General features: G+C 45.2%; 16 protein-coding genes. 2 read left to right on the plus strand and 14 right to left on the minus strand.

The genetic code is table 11. The annotated features are described in order from the left end of the window. The first annotated feature begins 34 nt into the window (after positions 1–34). Entirely contained in the window at positions 35–1,192 is a 1,158-nt protein-coding gene (locus M3661_RS09765) for an MFS transporter (protein ID WP_065292569.1), read from the plus strand. A gap of 54 nt (positions 1,193–1,246) precedes the next feature. Here the strand turns inward: M3661_RS09765 and M3661_RS09770 are convergent, their stop codons facing one another. The 13 genes from M3661_RS09770 to M3661_RS09830 form a co-directional block, all read right to left on the minus strand. Then, a complete protein-coding gene (locus M3661_RS09770) occupies positions 1,247–2,425 on the minus strand; it encodes an acyltransferase (protein ID WP_065292570.1) in 1,179 nt (392 codons plus the stop codon). 181 nt (positions 2,426–2,606) lie between these two features. Beyond that, the gene (locus tag M3661_RS09775) at positions 2,607–4,028 is read right to left on the minus strand and encodes an ABC transporter substrate-binding protein (RefSeq protein WP_251484155.1); all 1,422 of its coding nucleotides are present in this window, start codon (positions 4,026–4,028) and stop codon (positions 2,607–2,609) included. Positions 4,029–4,042: 14 nt separating this feature from the next. Further along, positions 4,043–5,380, minus strand: coding sequence for an ABC transporter substrate-binding protein (locus M3661_RS09780; RefSeq protein ID WP_251484157.1), 1,338 nt, complete (start codon positions 5,378–5,380; stop codon positions 4,043–4,045). A 99-nt stretch (positions 5,381–5,479) separates the two neighbouring features. After that, positions 5,480–6,835, minus strand: a complete 1,356-nt coding sequence (locus tag M3661_RS09785; protein ID WP_251484159.1) for an ABC transporter substrate-binding protein — start codon at positions 6,833–6,835, stop codon at positions 5,480–5,482. Positions 6,836–6,857: 22 nt separating this feature from the next. Beyond that, positions 6,858–8,210: an ABC transporter substrate-binding protein gene (locus M3661_RS09790; RefSeq protein ID WP_251484161.1), complete on the minus strand. Its 1,353-nt coding sequence runs from the start codon at positions 8,208–8,210 to the stop codon at positions 6,858–6,860. A 274-nt stretch (positions 8,211–8,484) separates the two neighbouring features. Next, positions 8,485–9,882: an ABC transporter substrate-binding protein gene (locus tag M3661_RS09795; protein ID WP_251484164.1), complete on the minus strand. Its 1,398-nt coding sequence runs from the start codon at positions 9,880–9,882 to the stop codon at positions 8,485–8,487. Between the two features lie 73 nt (positions 9,883–9,955). Beyond that, positions 9,956–11,233 carry an ABC transporter substrate-binding protein gene (locus M3661_RS09800; protein ID WP_251484167.1) on the minus strand — a complete coding sequence of 426 codons (1,278 nt, stop codon included), beginning with the start codon at positions 11,231–11,233 and terminating at the stop codon, positions 9,956–9,958. A 168-nt stretch (positions 11,234–11,401) separates the two neighbouring features. After that, on the minus strand, positions 11,402–12,712 hold the full coding sequence (locus tag M3661_RS09805) for an ABC transporter substrate-binding protein (protein ID WP_251484170.1): 1,311 nt from the start codon (positions 12,710–12,712) through the stop codon (positions 11,402–11,404). Positions 12,713–12,787: 75 nt separating this feature from the next. Next, positions 12,788–14,155, minus strand: coding sequence for an ABC transporter substrate-binding protein (locus tag M3661_RS09810; protein ID WP_251484173.1), 1,368 nt, complete (start codon positions 14,153–14,155; stop codon positions 12,788–12,790). A gap of 33 nt (positions 14,156–14,188) precedes the next feature. Next, complete coding sequence (locus M3661_RS09815) at positions 14,189–15,364, minus strand: DUF4179 domain-containing protein (RefSeq protein WP_251484176.1); 1,176 nt, start codon at positions 15,362–15,364, stop codon at positions 14,189–14,191. Beyond that, a complete protein-coding gene (locus M3661_RS09820) occupies positions 15,339–15,917 on the minus strand; it encodes an RNA polymerase sigma factor (protein WP_251484180.1) in 579 nt (192 codons plus the stop codon). The genes M3661_RS09815 and M3661_RS09820 overlap by 26 nt, the downstream gene beginning before the upstream one ends. 176 nt (positions 15,918–16,093) lie before the next feature. Beyond that, complete coding sequence (locus M3661_RS09825; protein WP_251484183.1) at positions 16,094–16,582, minus strand: HXXEE domain-containing protein; 489 nt, start codon at positions 16,580–16,582, stop codon at positions 16,094–16,096. 65 nt (positions 16,583–16,647) lie between these two features. After that, complete coding sequence (locus M3661_RS09830) at positions 16,648–17,238, minus strand: TetR/AcrR family transcriptional regulator (RefSeq protein ID WP_251484185.1); 591 nt, start codon at positions 17,236–17,238, stop codon at positions 16,648–16,650. A 305-nt stretch (positions 17,239–17,543) separates the two neighbouring features. On the opposite strand from M3661_RS09830, the gene M3661_RS09835 reads away from it, so the two are divergent. Further along, complete coding sequence (locus M3661_RS09835; protein ID WP_251484188.1) at positions 17,544–17,774, plus strand: hypothetical protein; 231 nt, start codon at positions 17,544–17,546, stop codon at positions 17,772–17,774. 86 nt (positions 17,775–17,860) lie between these two features. Here the strand turns inward: M3661_RS09835 and M3661_RS09840 are convergent, their stop codons facing one another. Further along, complete coding sequence (locus M3661_RS09840; RefSeq protein WP_251484191.1) at positions 17,861–18,250, minus strand: nuclear transport factor 2 family protein; 390 nt, start codon at positions 18,248–18,250, stop codon at positions 17,861–17,863. Positions 18,251–18,272 lie beyond the last annotated feature (22 nt).

Here is an 18,272-nt window from a genome sequence, read left to right on the forward strand (position 1 = left end):
TTTCATGCATATTATCATAAGGTTGGTGATCATCTTGAGAAACATTACTCTTCTACTATTCGGCATGTTCGCCTTAGGTGCTGATGCCTATGTGATGGCCGGAATCCTCCCCCTTATCGCAGGAGACTTCAACATTTCTATTGGTGCAGCAGGACAATCGGTCAGTACGTTCACCCTCTGCTATGCCATCGCAGCTCCATTCTTTGCAGCTATCTTAAGTCGAGCAAATACGAAACATATTTTACTTGCTGCATTATCGCTCTTTACATTGGCCAATATCATGTCTGCGATTACGCATCAATTTGCCGTATTTCTTATATCCAGGGGAATAGCGGGAATCGGAGCAGGATTATATTCGCCATTGGCATCCTCTGCGGCCGTTCATCTTGCTCCTGAAGGGCAGCGGGGCCGAGCCTTAAGTTTAATCTTGTTCGGTATGAGTGCTGGAACCGTTATCGGCGTGCCATTAGGGATTTATATTTCTTCCTTGTATAATTGGCGATTGACAATGTGGTTTATTGTAATTGTCGGTCTCTTGGGCATAATGGCACTAGCGAGTCAGTTTCCTACAATTCAGAGCAATAGTTTGCCGACGTTGAGCGATAGATTGTCGCTGTTCAAAAATAAGCAAATCACGCTCGTAATGCTTGTTACGGCGATTTTAAGCTTTTGCAGCCTAGGATTATATACGTATTTGGATCGAATCATCGCCGCATTCGAATATGAGCAATCGATTTGGTTCATTTGGATGTGGGGGCTGGGCGGAATCGCCGGAAGCTTCTTGATTGGCTCAATTATGGATCGATATAAGCGTCCGCGAACGATTATGCTTATTCTCATCATTGTGCTCATGTTGTCCATGATGCTCATGGGTAGTGTTCATCAAAACGCAGCAAGTCTCGCATTCTTGCTCATACTGTGGGGTGCGGCGGGTTGGGCATCCATAGCTGCCCAGCAAAAAACACTTGTCGAGATCAGCCCAAGCCATGCGACAATCTCAATCGCACTCCTTAGCTCGATGAACTATTTGGCGGGATCTTTCGGTACAATGACCTTCGGTGCCTTTCTTGAGCGGAATGCAGATCCTGCCAATCTCCCCTATCTCGCAGGAATGGTTCTCGTCGCTGGATTCTTGCTTCAATGCTTCTTCATGCACAAGGCACGTACCAGTAGAATCCGTACATCAACATAAGGCGCTTACTACAAAAAAGGATGGACTTCATAATGAAGCCCATCCTTCTTTCTATCATTCCGATAAATTGCGTACATTCGCTTCGTGATGCGGTTTGTCCACAATACGGCTTTTGCTGTCCTTGTCCTGAACCGGAACAATGCCGAATGCAATCCATGACCATGAAGTAACACGCGAAATCATATATACGATGAACCAAGAACCAATGAAGGCAAATATCCAGCCGCCTGCAATATACAGTGCATACTCGAGCATATTTCCCTTAATCCCTATTTTCCGATAAATAAAGAGCAGGAACGGATGCAGCAAATATATGCCGAATGAGCATGCTCCGATGGAAGTAACCCATGAAGATACTTTTCTTCCACAACGGTAAAATAGAACAAATGAGATTTGGATCAAAATGATGCACGACAATAAGGAATGAATATACCAAACGAGCTCATACCACAAGGTGTTGACGAATATCTTGCCAACATTCGCACGATAAAACATGTATGCATGATAGATTCCGAGCCCAATCCACGCACTCCATAAGATGACCCAGCCTACAATTTGCTTATATCCCTTCGACAAGTGAACAAGCCAATTCCGGATCGATTCGTAATGCATAGCGATCCATGCCCCGAATATGAAGTATGACAGATAGGAGATTGCCAGATTCCCTCTTGGGATTTGCCAACCATACTTATTAACAATGATAAATCCCCATTGCAGCAATGCAGCTGCCAGGAACATGAGCGGCACAGTCCGACGCATCTTTTGGAATACAGCCAGCAATAACGGAAACAATATATAAAACTGAACCATAATAATTATGTAATAGAGGTGCGTATACGCCCTGCCGCCGAACAAAGCTTTTATAAAGTCATATCCCACCGCCCACGATAGATCGAATAACATGTCGCTGCGATAGAGCTTCAATAAATAATAGAAGGCGGAAAAAACAAGGTATGGTACTAATATGTACAGTAATCGTTTCCGGTAAAACTGTCGTATCGTTCCTCCGCTTAACGGCTTGTCCGCATAATTATAAAACAATACGAACCCACTTAAAAAAATAAAAACAGGTACGGCAAATTTACTAAAGGTATTTATCAATAAGTAAAGCGGGTATGCCCGACTGCCGATTGTCGCTGCCAGCGCTTCCGATGTCGCATGGATCGCCAGCACCGCCATGATAGCAAGTGCCCGATAAGCATCGAGCTCTTGTATTCGTTCTCTCTTTGTCACGTATTTACAACTCCTCATTTGAGTTTTCTTATCATACGAAAAGTGCTCTTCACCATATCTAACAATCGAAAAGCCAAAAATGTGACATTGACAAAAAATTTTTTTATATAAAAATTGTAGCACAAAAAAAAGACCGAGTGTGGGAACATTTCGTCCCTGCTCTCGATCTTCTTCTGAACATTTACTTTTGCTGCTTGGTTTCCCGCGACCTATCCAATATCTCTTGTCCCTTGATTTGAAGTTCAGCAACCGCCTCATCCAGTGTTTTCTCTTTTTCAATCACAGAATTCAATGCATCCGACAGTAAAGCATCAAATTCGGAATGGAATCCTGCCGGAATGCTCTTTTTATCAGACACTCCACTGACTTGCATTGGCTTTAACAGATAGAACGCATCCGTTTCCCGCCCTCTAAAATCCTTGAAATAGTCTGACCGCGTGGGGAGCGTATCGTTCATTGCCTTCCCAGCAACCTGTGCCATTTCCGGCCCGTTCACGAACTTGACGAATTCCCAAGCCGCCCGCTTGTTCGGAGAATCTGCAGATATGGCATAGATCTCCGACAATTTCACGTAAGCCGATTCATCGGGCTTAGCAGGATTAACAGGCGCGGCCGCGACGCCCCAGTCGATCTCCGGTGTCTTCGAGTAGTATGGAATATCCCGCAAGAAGGAAGCAAACCACGGCGCTTGAATCGTCATTGCGGCTTGCCCCATGTAGAACATCTCGTTAGATCGGCTGTACTGCTTCAAGTAGTCTCTATGTTTCTCATAGTCGGCGTCATCGTATCCATCAAGCTGTTCACCTTCCTTCATTGGAGGAGGAGCATAAGCCGCATGATTGCGGACTGCATCTGCCGTCATCTTCATCGCTTCTTTCCAACCATCCGAATCGATCAACAGCTTGCCTGATTTCGCGTCAACTAGCTTAAGTGCCGATGCAGCAGCGATATCATACATCAAACTTGCTGGCCCTTTCGTTTGATACAAACCAAACACTTGCTTCTTTCCTGATTCAACGCTCGCAAATCTCTCTGCCAGATCAAGAAGTTCCTTCCACGTCATTTTCCCGTTTGGCGGCTCAATTTGATACTTCTTGAACAAATTTCGATTATAATAGATGACGTTTGTCTCAAAGGATGGAGTAAGCCCGTATAGCTTTCCGTTCCCTTTTGCCCGCAGCCTATCAATAAGTCCAGGCATGAATCCGTCCAGCTTGTATTGATCCTGGCTAATAGCTGGCTCAATGTCATACAACTTTCCTTCTTGAGCGAAGGCCTCAAACATGCTTTCATTCAAAAACAGCACGTCCGGCTTGTATTTATCGAGCAGCTTTTTCTTTTCCTCTGTCAAATTGAATGCCTCGTTTTTTTCGGCTTCGTCAAATAATTCTGCTTCACTGATAACCTCAATGTCGATATCAGGGTTCATCATTTTGAAGAAGTTCCCATAATCACTATAAAATCGATCTTCATCTTGATAGACGACCCTGATTTTCCCCTTGCCGTCCTTTAATGGCGCAAGCTCTGATCGTTCTCCGAAGCAGCCGCTTAAGAGAGACATGATCGTCAACAGCATAATGACGGTCTTTCCATTTTTCAACACGTACTACACGCTCCCTATTTTGCCTTGTCTTTGTTTGCAGATTCTCGTACTTTCATTAGCAATTCCTGTGCCTTCTCCTCAAGAGCAGCTGCTGCCTCATCAACTGTTTTCTCGTTCGCGACGACGGCATCCAGCTCCACACGCAGCAGCTTATCGAATGATGGGAAGAACTCGGATGGGATACGCTCATCTCTCTCAATGTTGTTCTCCGCCCTGATCTTTGGCGTATAGTACGGATCCGTACTTCTGCCCTTTATGTCCTTCATATAGCCGTTGCGCGAAGGAAGCTGGCCCTTCAGTGTACGAGAGCGGGCCTGCGCCATTTCCGGGCCATTTACGAACTTGACGAATTCCCAGGCTGCACGCTTGTTGGCTGAGTCGGCTGCAACTGCATAGATGAATTCAAAGTCGATACTTGAAGAATCCATTGCAGGATCTATTGGCGCTGTAACTACACCCCAATCTTTCTTGTTATTGATAAGCTCCAGGGATGTGTAAGCATTGCTAATCATCATCGCAGCTTGATCATTATAAAAATAACTTTTTTGCGAATAAATCTGGCCTTCCGGATGGAAAAATACCGTTTTGCTGCGCATCGCATCTGTTGTCTGCTTGATCGCTTTTTTCCAGCCCTCAGTGTTCAGAATCACCTTCTCTCCCTTTGGATCGAACAGTCTCAATCCAGAGGTATCGGCGATTCTGAACAAGAAGTAGCGTAAGCTTCCTATCCATTCGTAGTACCCGTGCACCTTACTCTCGCCGCTTCCGATATTGGCAAATCTTGCAGACAAATCAAGCACTTCCTGCCAGGTCATATTATTCTTCGGCGGTTCGATGTGATGCTCTTTGAACAATGCTGCGTTATAGTATAAAGCCTGTCGATCTATATAAGGAGCAAGCCCATATAACTTGCCGTTGCCTAAGCTTTTCATTCTATCGATGACCCCCGGCAAAAAGCCCTCCATATCATAGTCGTCCTGCCGGATTACATCCTCTAACTCGTACAATATGCCATTTTTCGCAAATAATGGGAACATATCCGTACCCATCCTTAATACGTCAGCACCGGAGTTTTCTAGCAGTTTCTTCATTTCCGCATCCCAATCTTCTCCACTAATCGAAGAGCCGAGATTTTTGAGTATCTGAGTCTGCGGAATGACTTCGACTTCAATTTGCGGATATTTCATATGAAAATACTTACCGTAATCTCGGTAGAAGGCATCCTCATCCTGATAAAGTACCTTGATTTTGCTAGGCTGCAATGGCTCCAGCACTTCCTTCTTGCCCATGCAACCGCTCATTAAGGAGACGATCGTCAACAGCAGAATTGCAACTTTCCATCTATGATGCATATTTTTCTAGCTCCTTTTTTTGATTAAACCTGTACGTAGTAGCGAACCCTTTGCTTCTTCTATTGTGAAATGTAAGCATAGATAGCTTGTGAAGCCTTTTTAAGGCTTCTTCTCCGCTGCTTCGCGCGCTTTTAGGAGTACCTCTTGCCCCTTGATCTCCAGCTCGGCTAACGCTTCGTCCACTGATTTCTTATTATCAATAACGGCTTGCATCTCTTCCTGCAGCGGCTTATCGAACAATCGGAAGAAGATATCTGGAACATGCTCATTCATCCATACCGTGTTCCCCTGCTTGACCTTCAGCAGATAGAATGCCTCCATGCTCTTGCCGTCGATCTCCTTTGCATAGCCAGTACGTGACGGGAGTGAGCCGTTTATTGTTCTTGAACGAGATTGGGCCATTTCCTCCCCATTCACGAACTTGACGAATTCCCAGGCTGCACGCTTATTCGGCGAGTCGGCTGCAATTGCAGCGATTTCGAAAAGAGAAATTGATTGCGATGGCTCCGCAGGATCAATTGGCACCGTGACTGCGCCCCAATCTATCGGCTTCTCTCCCTCCACATAAGTAGGTCGCTGCTTCAATTCCATCATTACGAAAGCATTCGCAACCATCATTGCGGCTTTCCCTTCGAAAAAATAGCTTTTTTGCGTATACACTTGACTCTCAGGATGGAAAAATACCGATTTACTGCGTACCGCACCCACTGCCAGCTTCATTGCATCTTTCCAGCCCTCTGAATTTAGAAGCACCTTCTCTCCCTTTGGATCGAACAGTCTTAAGCCGGATGTATCAGCGATTTGATACATCAGCCTGCCAGGATCTCCGAAGTATTCATACAAGCCGTACACCTTATTGCTGCCAGCACCGACATTAGAAAATCTCGCGGCTAAATCAAATAGTTCCTGCCAGGTCATGTTGTTCCTCGGTGATTCGATTTGATGCTCCTTAAATAAGGCCTTGTTATAATATAGAACCTCCCTGTTGAAGGATGGCGCCAGTCCGTACAGCTTCCCGTTGCCCAAACTTTTGATCTTGTCCAGCAATCCCGGCATAAATCCATCCACATCATACTCATCCTGGCGGATCGCGTCCTCCAAATCATACAGCTTGCCGTCCTGGGCAAAGATCTTGAATACATAATCGTCCAGTAAAAATACATCCGCGCCCGAGCTCTCCAGCAGCTTCTTTTTTTCTACAAAATATTCATCCGCATTAATGATTTTCCCAAGCTTTTTCAGCAGCTGCATCTCGGGAATAACCTCGACCTCAATTTGCGGATATTTCATATGAAAATACTTCCCGTAATCGCGGTAGAAGGCGTCCTCATCCTGGTAGACCACCTTGATTTTGCTTGGCTGCAGCGGTTCCAGCACTTCCTTCTTGCCCAAGCAACCGCTCATTAAGGAAACGATCGTTAGCAGCAGGATCGTTATTTTCCATTTGTGATGCACGTTTTCTCACCCGTTTCCTTACTTATGACTTTCCTTTTGTTTTCTGCTTTGCTTCTTCTTGCAATTTGGATAATAGCTCCTGTCCCTTTATCTCCAAGGCGGCAGCCGCTTCATCTACTGACTTCTTGTGATCGATAACGGCCTGAAGCTCTTCCTCCAGCGTCTTATTGAACTTCCCGAAGAAAGGAAATGGAACATAGTCATTCATCCAGACGCTGTTGTGCTGAGTCTTCAGCATATAGAACGGTTCCATGCTCTTGCCCTTGAATTCCTTCAAATAACCGGTACGTGAAGGTAAATTACCAGTCATCGTCCGTGATCGGGCATGAGCCATTTCCGATCCGCTTGTAAACTTGACGAATTCCCAAGCAGCGCGCTTGTTGGTCGAATTCGCAGAAACCGCAAAAAGCGGATAAAAGGAAACATTCGTCGATTCCACCCCAGGCTCAATTGGGACAGTGACGACCTCCCAATCTACCGGCTCGTCCTCATTAAATCTAACGGCATATGTAGCAGGTGGGCCGAATATAGTCATCGCAGCCACACCATCATCAAAAAAGTCGCTTTTTGACGAATACATCTGATCTTCTGGACGGAAATAAACCGCATTGTTGCGTACAGCATCCACAGCCATTTTCATTGCTTTTTTCCATCCATCCGAATTGATAAGCACCTTCTTCCCCTTCGGATCGAAGAACTTTAAGCCGGAAGTATCGGCAATATCGAACATCAAATTGCCTGCATGGCCATTCGAAAAGTACAAGCCATGCACAGGACGGTTTCCATTTTTAACATTAGAAAATCTCGCTGCTAATTGCAGCACCTCTTCCCAGGTCATCTTGTTCGTCGGCGGATCAATTTGATTTTCCTTGAACAATTTTGTGTTATAGTACAGAGCTCCAATGCTTACTTGTGGAGCCAGCCCATACAACTTCCCGTTGCCCAGGTTTTTGATCGAATCGATAAGTCCCGGCATAAACTCCTCGATATTATAGCCGTCCTGCCGGATGGCTTCCTCAAGATCATAAAGCTTCCCGTCGGTGGCGAACTGCTTGAACATTCCGCTGTCCAGCATATATACATCTGCGTCCGTTTTTTCGAGCAGCTTCTTTACTTCCGCCTCGTATTCATCCGCGCGGATCATTTTACCGAGATTTTTGAGCACCTGAACCTGTGGAATGACTTCGACTTCAATCTGCGGATATTTCATATTGAAGTACTTTCCGTAATCACGGTAAAATGCGTCTTCATCTTGGTAAATCACTTTGATCTTGCTTGGCTCAAGCGGTTCCAGCACTTCCTTCTTGCCGAAGCAGCCGCCTATGAATGACATGATCAATACGAGTAGAATTGAAACTTTCCAAACTTTGTTCATATTTCTCCTTCTCCATCTCCGCTTTTTCCCCCGGGGTAGGAAACCGTTTTAGATCACCCTCTCATGAGGCTTTCCTATATATAACAATCCGGATGATGTGAAATGTGACACATTGCGAAATTTAATGAGTCAGAGGGCGTCAGCTATCGGTGAACCGTACGCTTGAAGCAAGTCAGTGCAAGTCATTAGTTGTCAATCTCAATAGGTCAGCAAATAAAAAAATCCGTCAAAGTGTGGACTTTAACGGATTTCAAGACATTCGGATCAGTCTATTTTATTTGTTATTTTTGCCGTGCATTTGTTTCTCTTGTTGTAGTTCATGCGCGACCCGAAGCGCTTCTTGGCCCTTCGTCTGCAGTTCATTCACCGCCTCATCCACCGATTTCTTATTGTCAATAATGGATTGCAGCGCTTCGGACAACAATAGCCGGAAGGAACTGTTAAAGTCATCAGGGACGTTCTTGTTGCCCCACAAAGCATCCAATGCGGACAGTTCCTTCGGCTTCAATGCATAGAATGCTTCCGTGCTTCTGCCGTCCAATTCCTTGAAATATTCCGGTCTGGAAGGAATGGTAGGGATCATACCGACAGTCGTTCGAGCTGCCACCTTAGCCATTTCCGTGCCGTTTATAAATTTGACGAGTTCCCATGCGGCCTCCTTATTGCCGGAATCAGCTGCGATCGCATAAATTTCGTGAATGGTTATATTTCCGGTTTCATCGGGTGTCGCAGGATCGATCGGAGCTGTCACAACATCCCAATTGATTTTCTCGGCTTTCTTATTCCTTAAATGCGCCAAATCCCACGGCCTTCCCAGCTTCATTGCAGCCTTACCTGTGAAGAAGAGCCCTTTCTCCGGTTCAATGGGCTGCGGACCTTTATTAGCTGGTGGAATATACAGTGCCTTGCTTCGCACCGCATCCGTCGCCTGCTGGATGGTCTCCTTCCAGCCCTCCGAGTTGATCAACAGCTGCTCTCCCTTCGTGTCGAACAGCCTCAAGCCTGTTGAGGAAGCAATTTCATACATCAGGCTGTCTGCTCCGCCATATTCTTGGGCTAGCGCATACAGATGCTTATCCGTACCGCCCGCATTCGATATGCTTGTCGCCAGTTCAAAAAATTCCCTCCAGCTCATTTGATTTCGAGGAGGTTCAATATTATGCTCCTTGAATATATCACGATTATAGTATAATACAGTGGTATCTATAGTGGGGGAGAGTCCATACAATGTCCCCTTGCCCATTGCTTTGAGCCTATCGGTAAGACCTGGCATGAACCCTTCTAAATCATAACGATCTCGCTTAATGACTCCATCAATTGCATACAGCTTCCCGCCTTGGGCAAATTCTGTGAACGATGTCTCATCCAGCAGCAATACATCTGGCTTGTACTTGTCCAGCAGTTTCTGCGACTCTTTCTCAAAATCGAATTCAGGATCTCCGAACTTGGAGTACAACTCCGATTTACTCACCACTTCAACATCAATATCAGGTTGCTTCAGTTTGAACAATTGCCCATAATCTCGATAAAATGCCTCTTTATCCTGATAGACGACTCTAATTGTCCCTTTTACCTTATTGAAGGTCTCTACTTCCGATTCTCTACCAAAACAACCGCTTACTAATAACATGATGATGAGAAGCATTATCCACATTTTCCAGCTAGTCCGCACTCGCAATTCCCTCTCTCCCTTGCTTCGTTAAGAATATGGCTCTTCATATTCGGGAACCAGAATTGAGATTCCCTTACGATTTCTTCGCCGCCGTTTCACGCGCTTTTATTAATGCTTGCTGCCCCTTCATCTCCAGCTCTGCGAGGGCTTCATCTATCGTTTTCTGTTTATCAATGATCGCTTGCAATGCTTCTGCTAATAACGGGTCGAACAGGTCATAAAACCCGTGAGGAATGTTCTTGTCATCTAACAGTCCTTTTCCTTGTTTCGGCTTCAAGAGATAGAACGGTTCCGTGCTTCTGCCTTCTAAATCTTTAAAATAGCCTGTACGCGTAGGCAGCTTCCCGTTATTTCCCAGCGTCGCAACCTGAGCCATGTCCGTTCCATTTACGAATTGGATAAATTCCCATGCTGCCCGCTTATTTTCAGAATTTGCGGATATCGAATAAATTTCTGACAAATGCACATAGGCTGATTCATTCGGGCTGGCCGGATCGACCGGTGTCGTAACAATGCCCCAATCGATCTTCGGCGTTTTTTCATACATCGGAACTTCTTTCAAACGAACAGAGAACCAGGACTCTTGAAATGTCATCGCGGCTTTTTCTTGGTGAAAAGGCTCGTAATAGCGATCCATACGCTCATTGTTGGCGTCTTGCTCCGGGATGTATACGGACTTATTGCGGATCGCCTCCGTGGTCATTGTTATAGCTTCCTTCCAGCCCTCGGATTGAATAAGCAGTTTCTCTCCTTTAGCATCAACCAGTCGAAGCCCAGATCCAGCCGCAATATCATACACAAGCTTCTCGGGTTTCTCCGTTTGATACAGGCCATATGCCCCCTCTTTCGCGAATCTGCTGGCCAAGTCCAACAATTCTTTCCAGCTCATTTGATCTCGCGGCGGTTCGATATTGTATTGTTTGAACAGTCCACGATTGTAATACAACACAGGTGTTTCGAAATAAGGCGCCAATCCGAACAGCTTCCCGTTCCCCTTCTCTTTCAGCCTATCGATAAGCCCTGGCATGAATCCGTTAATATCATATTTATCCTGGTTAATGACCATATCGAGGTCATACAGCCTCCCATCCTGGGCAAAGGTTTCGAACATGCTCTCATTCAACAGCAATACATCAGGCTTAAATTTCTCTATGACTTTCTTCTTTTCCTCGTTCAAGTCAAATGGAGCATTCTGCTCTGCGGATTGATCAAACAAATCATCCTGTGCGATGACTTCAACTTCAATATCCGGATATTTCATCAAAAATAAATTTCCATAATCCCGATTGAATGATTCCTCATCCTTATACACGATCTTAAGCTTCCCTTTGCCGTCTTTCATCGGCTCCATTTCTGAATTTCCGCCAAAGCACCCACCCAATAGTGACGTGATTGTCAGCAATAGAAGTACTAGTTTATATTTTCTATGCATAATTCGCTCGCTTCCCCTTTTTATTGTCGTTCGTGACATGATGTATATGTGGAGTACGCTGCCTCATCGCTTCCTACCAACGATTCCTTATTTTCCGGTTTCGCTGCGTGCCTGCATCAGCACCCCTAGTCCTTTTTCCTCCAACACGGCGGCTGCTTCATCAATCGTTTTTCGATTCTCAATCACAGCCTGCATTTCTGCTCGCAGCGGCTCCACGAACAGGCGAAAAAAAGATTCCGGAACATGGTCATTCCCCCACTTTTGCGCTGTTTCCTTCACTTTTAGCATATAGAAGGCTTCTAGGCTTTTTCCGTCGTATTCCTTCAAAAATCCTGTCCGCGACGGCAATGTCCCGTTATATGTTTTGGAATTGGATTTCGCCATGTCTGCACCGTTTACGAACTTGACCAGCTCCCAAGCTGCCCTCTTATTGGAAGAAGCGGCTGATATGGCGAAGATTTCACGTGAAGATATATTCACGGACTCATCATTTGAATGGACGGGCATGGTTGCGATGCCCCAATTCATTTGGATACCGTTCTGCTTGAGCGACAGCATGAGATCTGGCGAACCAAATATCATGGCCGCTTCTTTGTTCATAAAATGTTTGTTGCTGCCATTCGAATTTAGAATCACCGACCCGCTGCGGACTCCATCCGTGACGAGCTTCATGACGCTTTTCCAGCCGTCCGTATTGATAAGCACATGATCTGCCTTCTCATCAAATAGCCTCAAGCCAGAATCGAAGCCGATATTCAGTACCTCGCGTCCGGGATCGGAATAGGTTTCCTCCAAGCCGTACACGTGTCGGCCGCCACTGCCTTGACCCGTAAATCTTGCTGCCAGTTCCATTAGCTCTTGCCAGGTCATTTTATTTCTCGGCGGTTCAACCTGATATTCCTTGAACAGATCCGCATTGTAGTACAGAGCATGTACGATGACGCGCGGCACAAGACCGTACAGATCACCCTTGCCTAACGCTTTGAGCTTGTCGATAAGTCCAGGCATGAACCCATCCAGATCGAAGTTATCTTGATGAATGGCTGTCTCCAAGTTATATAGCTTACCCTCCTCAACGAAGGCTTTGAACATCTCCTCATCTAACAGCAATACATCAGGACTGTATGTATTCAGGAACTTCCTTGTCGCTTCCTTATAATCAGTAACATGATTGAATTCGGTGATGAGCTTCGATTTGCTGATCACTTCCACGTCGATTTGTGGAAATTGTAATTTGAAGTACTTCCCGTAATCCTCATAGAATGATTCCTCATCGAGATAGACGACCTTGATTGTTCCTGCCTGAAGTGGCTCGAGTTCTTCTTTTTGTTCAGCGCAACTGCTCAGCAGGGATATGATCGCCAACATGAAAATTCCCGTTTTCCATACCCTTTTCATGGATATCCTCCTACTCACTTATTCATCGTAACGGACATGACATTGCCGACCCAAGGCTACATGGCTTTCATGTGTTTACTTGGCAGTTGGATTACTCGTACGCGCTTTGTCCCGTAATTGGCGTAATGCAGCTTGCCCCTTCTCCTTTAGTTCGGCAGCGGCTTGGTCTACTGTTTTCTTCCCGTCAATGACCGCTTGCAGTTCTTCCGACAGGATCGGTTCGAAAACGAGAAAGAAATCACGAGGTACATTCCGGTTGTCCCATATGCCGTCGGCCTTCTGCGGCTTCAATTGATAGAACGGCTCTGTTACTGTTGAATCAAAATCATTCAGATTGCCCATGCGCGTCGGCGCGTAGTCATAAACAAAGCGTTGGAAGTATGTCCCCATTGTTTCCTTGCCATTGATGAATTTGACGAATTCCATCGCAGCCTGCTTGTTATCTGAATCTGCTGCTACTGCATACACATAGGGCAGCTTCATATTCGCCTCTGCCAACTTCGGATTGCCAGGCGGCGACAGGACGCCCCATTTTTTGTGTAATTTTCTCTTATCGTCCGGCTGCATCACATCTTTATGAATAAAGGATGGATCCCCGATTAACATGGCAGAATCCCCATCTAAAAAAATCCCATCATGGGTCATGTTGCGCTCTTTCGGATGAACGAGCAGCGCACGGCTTCTCACTGCTTCTGTCATTTTCTTTATGACATGCTTCCATCCGTCTGTATCGATCAGCAGCTTCTCCCCCTTCTCGTCGAACAAGCTCAGTCCGGAAGAAGAACCGATCTGGTACATCATCGCCGGGGCGGCGGAGTACGTATGATAAATGCCGTGAAAATCCCGCTTCCCCGAACCGGGATCGGAGATTTGTCCAGCCAGCTCTAGCACCTCATCCCATGTCATATTGCTTCGTGGAGGAGATATATGATGCTTCTCGAACAGATCCTTATTGTAAAATAAGACTTGTCTGTAGAAATAGGGCGCTATTCCATACAGCTTCCCGTCTCCTCTGCTCTTCATTCGGTCGATCAGTCCAGGCATAAATTCGTTTAGATGAAAGCTTTCATCTTGCAGATCGGCCTCCATGTCATAGAGCTTCCCTTCCCGGGCGGTATCCGCGAACAGGTTCTCATCAACAACAATGACATCCGGCTTGTGCCTGTCTAGGAACTTTTTCTGCCCCTCGTAAAACTCATCTAGTGATTTTCCATCCTTGAACTTGGCGAACTCGTTCGTCTGGACAATAAATTCGATTTGATCCACTGGATAGTTCATCATTTTTATTTTGCCGATATCGATGTAGTACGCATTTTCATCCTGATACAGCACCTTGATTTTGCTTGTCTGTATGGACTCGTCATGCTCTAGCGTCTTGCCGGCACATCCACTTATCAATGCGATTATCATAAGGAGTGTGATTGTGACTCTCGATTTCCCCATACTTGCTGCCTCTCCTTCCTCGCTCCTAAGACGCTATTCCTTCTCTAGCTCTATGGTGAACTCTAGCTCTTTCATATAATGTTTTTCGATTTTCCGGGCTTCTAAAGACTCATAATCATACAAAAAAGGCTTGATCGTAATCGACTTCGGTTTTTGCCGGAATGGCTCGAACATCAAATCCAATCCATAATCATTCGACTCTTCGTACTTATTAGCTAATCCTCCAAGTCCCGCATGTATCAGTCCTTTCGCCTTGTTCCCCTGATCATCGAACACGTCTGCACTGAACAGCAGGTTATCGCGCAGTCCAAAGTCTTTTTTCGGACCTATAAATTTATCGGGAACATGCTGCATTTCTCCTCTTCCTCTCAGCATCACTCGTGTCGTGATTGGGGTTAACTCCAATTTCTCAAGCGACAGGCTAAGACCGTCATAGGATCTCGTGATATTCTCTGTAAAATTAATATTTTTCGTATTCTTCTTCACCGGAATATTGAACATGAACACCTCCCGAACTCCCGATAATGATACATTCATGCGGATATTGAACTCATCGGGTAGTGATTTCGGCTCGCTGCTGAGATTTCCATTTCTCGTTACTGAAGGTTCACTCCTACTTACTGAGATACCAGAATCTGGGTCTCCAGGAGTTTGGTACATGCTTAAACTTAAGTCGTATGTTATCTCCTCAAGTGAAGAGTCTAAGAAACGAATTCGACGAATTACTCCCCTATCGTCCGTTAAAGAGGGACTGAACAGATAGGAAGACACATTTTCGCCTTCACGCTCCCACGTAAAAGCCAAGCGGATGCCATCATAAACCATGTTTTTAATCCGAAGCGTTACCCCGTCATGGGTGATGGATTGATTGATTTTCGTAACCAGATTGTTATCAACCGCATAAGAAAGGCCAAAATCGCCGGTTTGCTGGAACACGACACCGATGAATGGCAGCTTGCTTAATGCATGTGCCATCGTTGGTGATACGAACCCGCTTCCAACTACACCACCGCTAATAACGGCTGCTAAGGAGGTAGCGATCAATGCTGGCTTCCAGATAGATTTCTTCTTCGCTGCTTTTTCTTCCCGAATCCGATTCATGATCCGATGACTGTATGTATAGACCGGCATTTCGGTATCGTGAATGATTTGTTCAAGCTGATTGATTTCTTGATCGGTCAGCTTAGTTCGATTGGACCATTTCGCCATTCGCAAAGACCTCCTTATCGTTATTTCGAAGCTTGGTACGCAGCCGCTCATATTTCTTGCGAATCGCAGCTGGATTACTGCCCATAATGTCCGCTATATCAGTAAAGCTATATTGCTCAACTGCTCGAAGCAGCAGAATATGCCTTTCCTCCACTGTCAATAGTTCGAGCATATTCTCAATGATTGCTGCATGATTGATAGGAACAGGATTAGGTGCAATCTCTCTACTGCGTAAGAGCAGCCGATACCAGCGTTTTCTCTTCTTCAGTACATTCATGCTGTGGTTATATGCAATCTTATACAGCCAAGCCGAAAAGTTCGTGTTCTGTATGTATTGATTCAGATTGCGGTAGGCCTGTAGGAAGATCTCCTGCAAAGCATCTTCTGCTTCTTCTCGATTCATTAATAGATAATAGCAATAGCTGTACATTTGCCTCTCGAAATGATGAATAAGGATTGCAAAAGCTTCATCATCTCCTTCCTGCACCTTCACAACAATTGCCTCAATAAATTGCTGCTTCTGTTGTCGTTCCCCCGGGCTGGATAGTTCCACAGGTTCACCTCCCTTGATGCTCTCCAACCTCTATAACAACCGTAATCTTCGATTTGTGACACGTGTCCAAAAATAAAAAAACAGATAGCGCCAACCGAATAGTTGTTCTATCCGATTGGCGCATACTGCTTATCCATTCCGGTATTTCAATTCAAAAGATTCGTTCGTTAATAAGTTTAATATGTAATCAGTTTCTTGCCTGCCTTGAAACTAAATGGAATGCTGGCCATAATGACAACACCAGCAATGATCGTACTGATAATAAGCTCACTTGCTGAAATTACATTTGCAGCAAGCCCTGTCTTCATAATGAGGCTATCAATCGGAACGATGACCAATAGGCCCGTAAATAAACCTGGCGAGTAACAGCGTTCGATAATCGTCGATATCAAATGCGGGAAGATGATGTTAAAAATCATTCCGCCCACATAGCCGAAATACGCGTATTTGAATACCGCAACGTCTGGATAGATGATATATAGGGCTGTAATCAAATAAGCGAATCCGGTTACCCAAAATAAGCCAAACAAAAACTGATCCTGAGTAACGGCTTTATGCATCTTCACCTTCCCAGCTGCGGAAGATTGTCTGGTGAGCCACACTGCTTCTTCTAAGTTGTGTATCGTAAATGCGAACAAAAACAAGATAATAATAGAACTATTCATATAGTATTCCTCCTTATTGGAACATTCAAGCAATACCAAGTATTTGTACAAGGATCACCTAATGGTTACTTCAACCCATTCAAGAGAAAATGAACGGTGCATGCAGCAATCTCGTCAACACTCTCTGCATTCTCTTCCATGACTGTTGTCTCGAACAAGTCGTCTAGCGCAGGTACATTTCGAGTGAAAATGAGAGCTCCTATGATAAAGTGCAGCGTCTGCTTCAAGGATGTGAATTGGAAGCATCCCTCCGCTCTTCCCGCCTTCAGTATGTCGCGAAGCTGCTTCCACAATGTGTAGACATAGGCTTGCAATTTCTCCATACGCGGACTTTGCATAATGATCTCCTGCTGCAGCAAGTTAATGAGCTCAGGCTCTGTCTGACGCAGACGAACAAATTCATGTATAAATTGTGAAAAGTCAGCCTCCGGATCTTGCAGCGTATAGGTTGCCGTTGCATAATTGGGAATCGACGACTCAAATAGCGCATAAAATACCTTTTCCTTGCCGCCAAAATGGTACGAGACAAGCGCGAGCGCTACTCCTGCCTCTTCGCAAATTTGCCTTACCGTTGTTCCTTCGAACCCATTGCGTGCAAACAGCTTCTTCGCCGCGCCGAGAATCTTTGCCTTCACGTCATTTGTGTCTTGAACCATCTTTGTTCTCCTCTCATGTTGTTATTGATGAATAAGTTCTAGGTTGATATTGACACTAGCAGTGAACAAAAAATTGAACATTGAAATTGAGTATAGGAACTGCGAATATGCTGGCCCTATTTATTGAACATTTGTTTTGAACGATCGTTTTGAACATATGTTCAAATCCCTATATTCCCATCCTACTCCTCTATAACAGCAGTGTCAACCCTAATATGTAATATGGAATATCTAAGAATCTGAGCCTCGGAAATCGGACACGATAACGGTATATGCCAATTTAACAAATAGAAGGAGGTACTTCCGTGAGTGATGGTATCAGTATATGGGCACTCAAGAAAATGCCCCTGCAGCAAGTGATTCAATATATAACGCAGCATAGTGCGCCTGAATTTCAAGCGCGAATGATAAGTATGCAGGAAGAAGACTTTGAAGCTCTGTCTCCTGAGCAAGCTGAGGATAGACTTCGTGATGCCATATCGGGAATGAGCGAGGAAAAGTATACCGATTATTTGCTGGAGTTAATTGACGAGTGATACCGGATGAAGCACAAGTGACGGCGCTTCAAACACAAAGAAGCATGCCCTCTATAACGAGAGACATGCTTCTTCTATTCATGATGCTAAGACATAGCCTGAACAACAACATGACTGTCAACATATTGCTTGAATGCTGCTATTTTGCCATCATCCAGCTTCCATACATGTACGAAATCTGCACGAATGGATTTCCCTGTAGCCTTGTATGTTCCGGTATAAATGCCCTCTGTAATTACGATTTTTTGATTCGTAACCTCATGGAAGGTGTGCACAGTGGCGACAAAGCCGTCCCAGTCCGTTCCTAAGCGTTCAAAAACATTGCTCTTAATGCTAGCGGCTCCATGGAATGTGCCACCGTACGGATATCCGGCCGCTTCCGTCCATACTGTGCTGTCAGTTAATGCTCCAAACAGAAATTCAGGCCCTTCATAGGTGCGGCGGATGATGTCTACATTTGCTTGCTGACTTTCCATATTCAGCCCCCCACTGTAACAA

Origin of the sequence: Paenibacillus sp. MER 180 (assembly GCF_023713665.1) — a bacterium.
Taxonomy (GTDB): domain Bacteria; phylum Bacillota; class Bacilli; order Paenibacillales; family Paenibacillaceae; genus Paenibacillus_B; species Paenibacillus_B suaedae.

Bases quoted from the DNA above. Each gene is read 5' to 3' on its own strand.
- M3661_RS09840 (WP_251484191.1), bottom strand. From the start codon at position 18,250: ATGGAAAGTCAGCAAGCAAATGTAGACATCATCCGCCGCACCTATGAA.
- M3661_RS09810 (WP_251484173.1), bottom strand. From the start codon at position 14,155: ATGGGGAAATCGAGAGTCACAATCACACTCCTTATGATAATCGCATTG.
- M3661_RS09815 (WP_251484176.1), bottom strand. From the start codon at position 15,364: ATGGCGAAATGGTCCAATCGAACTAAGCTGACCGATCAAGAAATCAAT.
- M3661_RS09790 (WP_251484161.1), bottom strand. From the start codon at position 8,210: ATGAACAAAGTTTGGAAAGTTTCAATTCTACTCGTATTGATCATGTCA.
- M3661_RS09825 (WP_251484183.1), bottom strand. From the start codon at position 16,582: ATGAATAGTTCTATTATTATCTTGTTTTTGTTCGCATTTACGATACAC.
- M3661_RS09780 (WP_251484157.1), bottom strand. From the start codon at position 5,380: ATGCATCATAGATGGAAAGTTGCAATTCTGCTGTTGACGATCGTCTCC.
- M3661_RS09800 (WP_251484167.1), bottom strand. From the start codon at position 11,233: ATGGAGCCGATGAAAGACGGCAAAGGGAAGCTTAAGATCGTGTATAAG.
- M3661_RS09805 (WP_251484170.1), bottom strand. From the start codon at position 12,712: ATGAAAAGGGTATGGAAAACGGGAATTTTCATGTTGGCGATCATATCC.
- M3661_RS09830 (WP_251484185.1), bottom strand. From the start codon at position 17,238: ATGGTTCAAGACACAAATGACGTGAAGGCAAAGATTCTCGGCGCGGCG.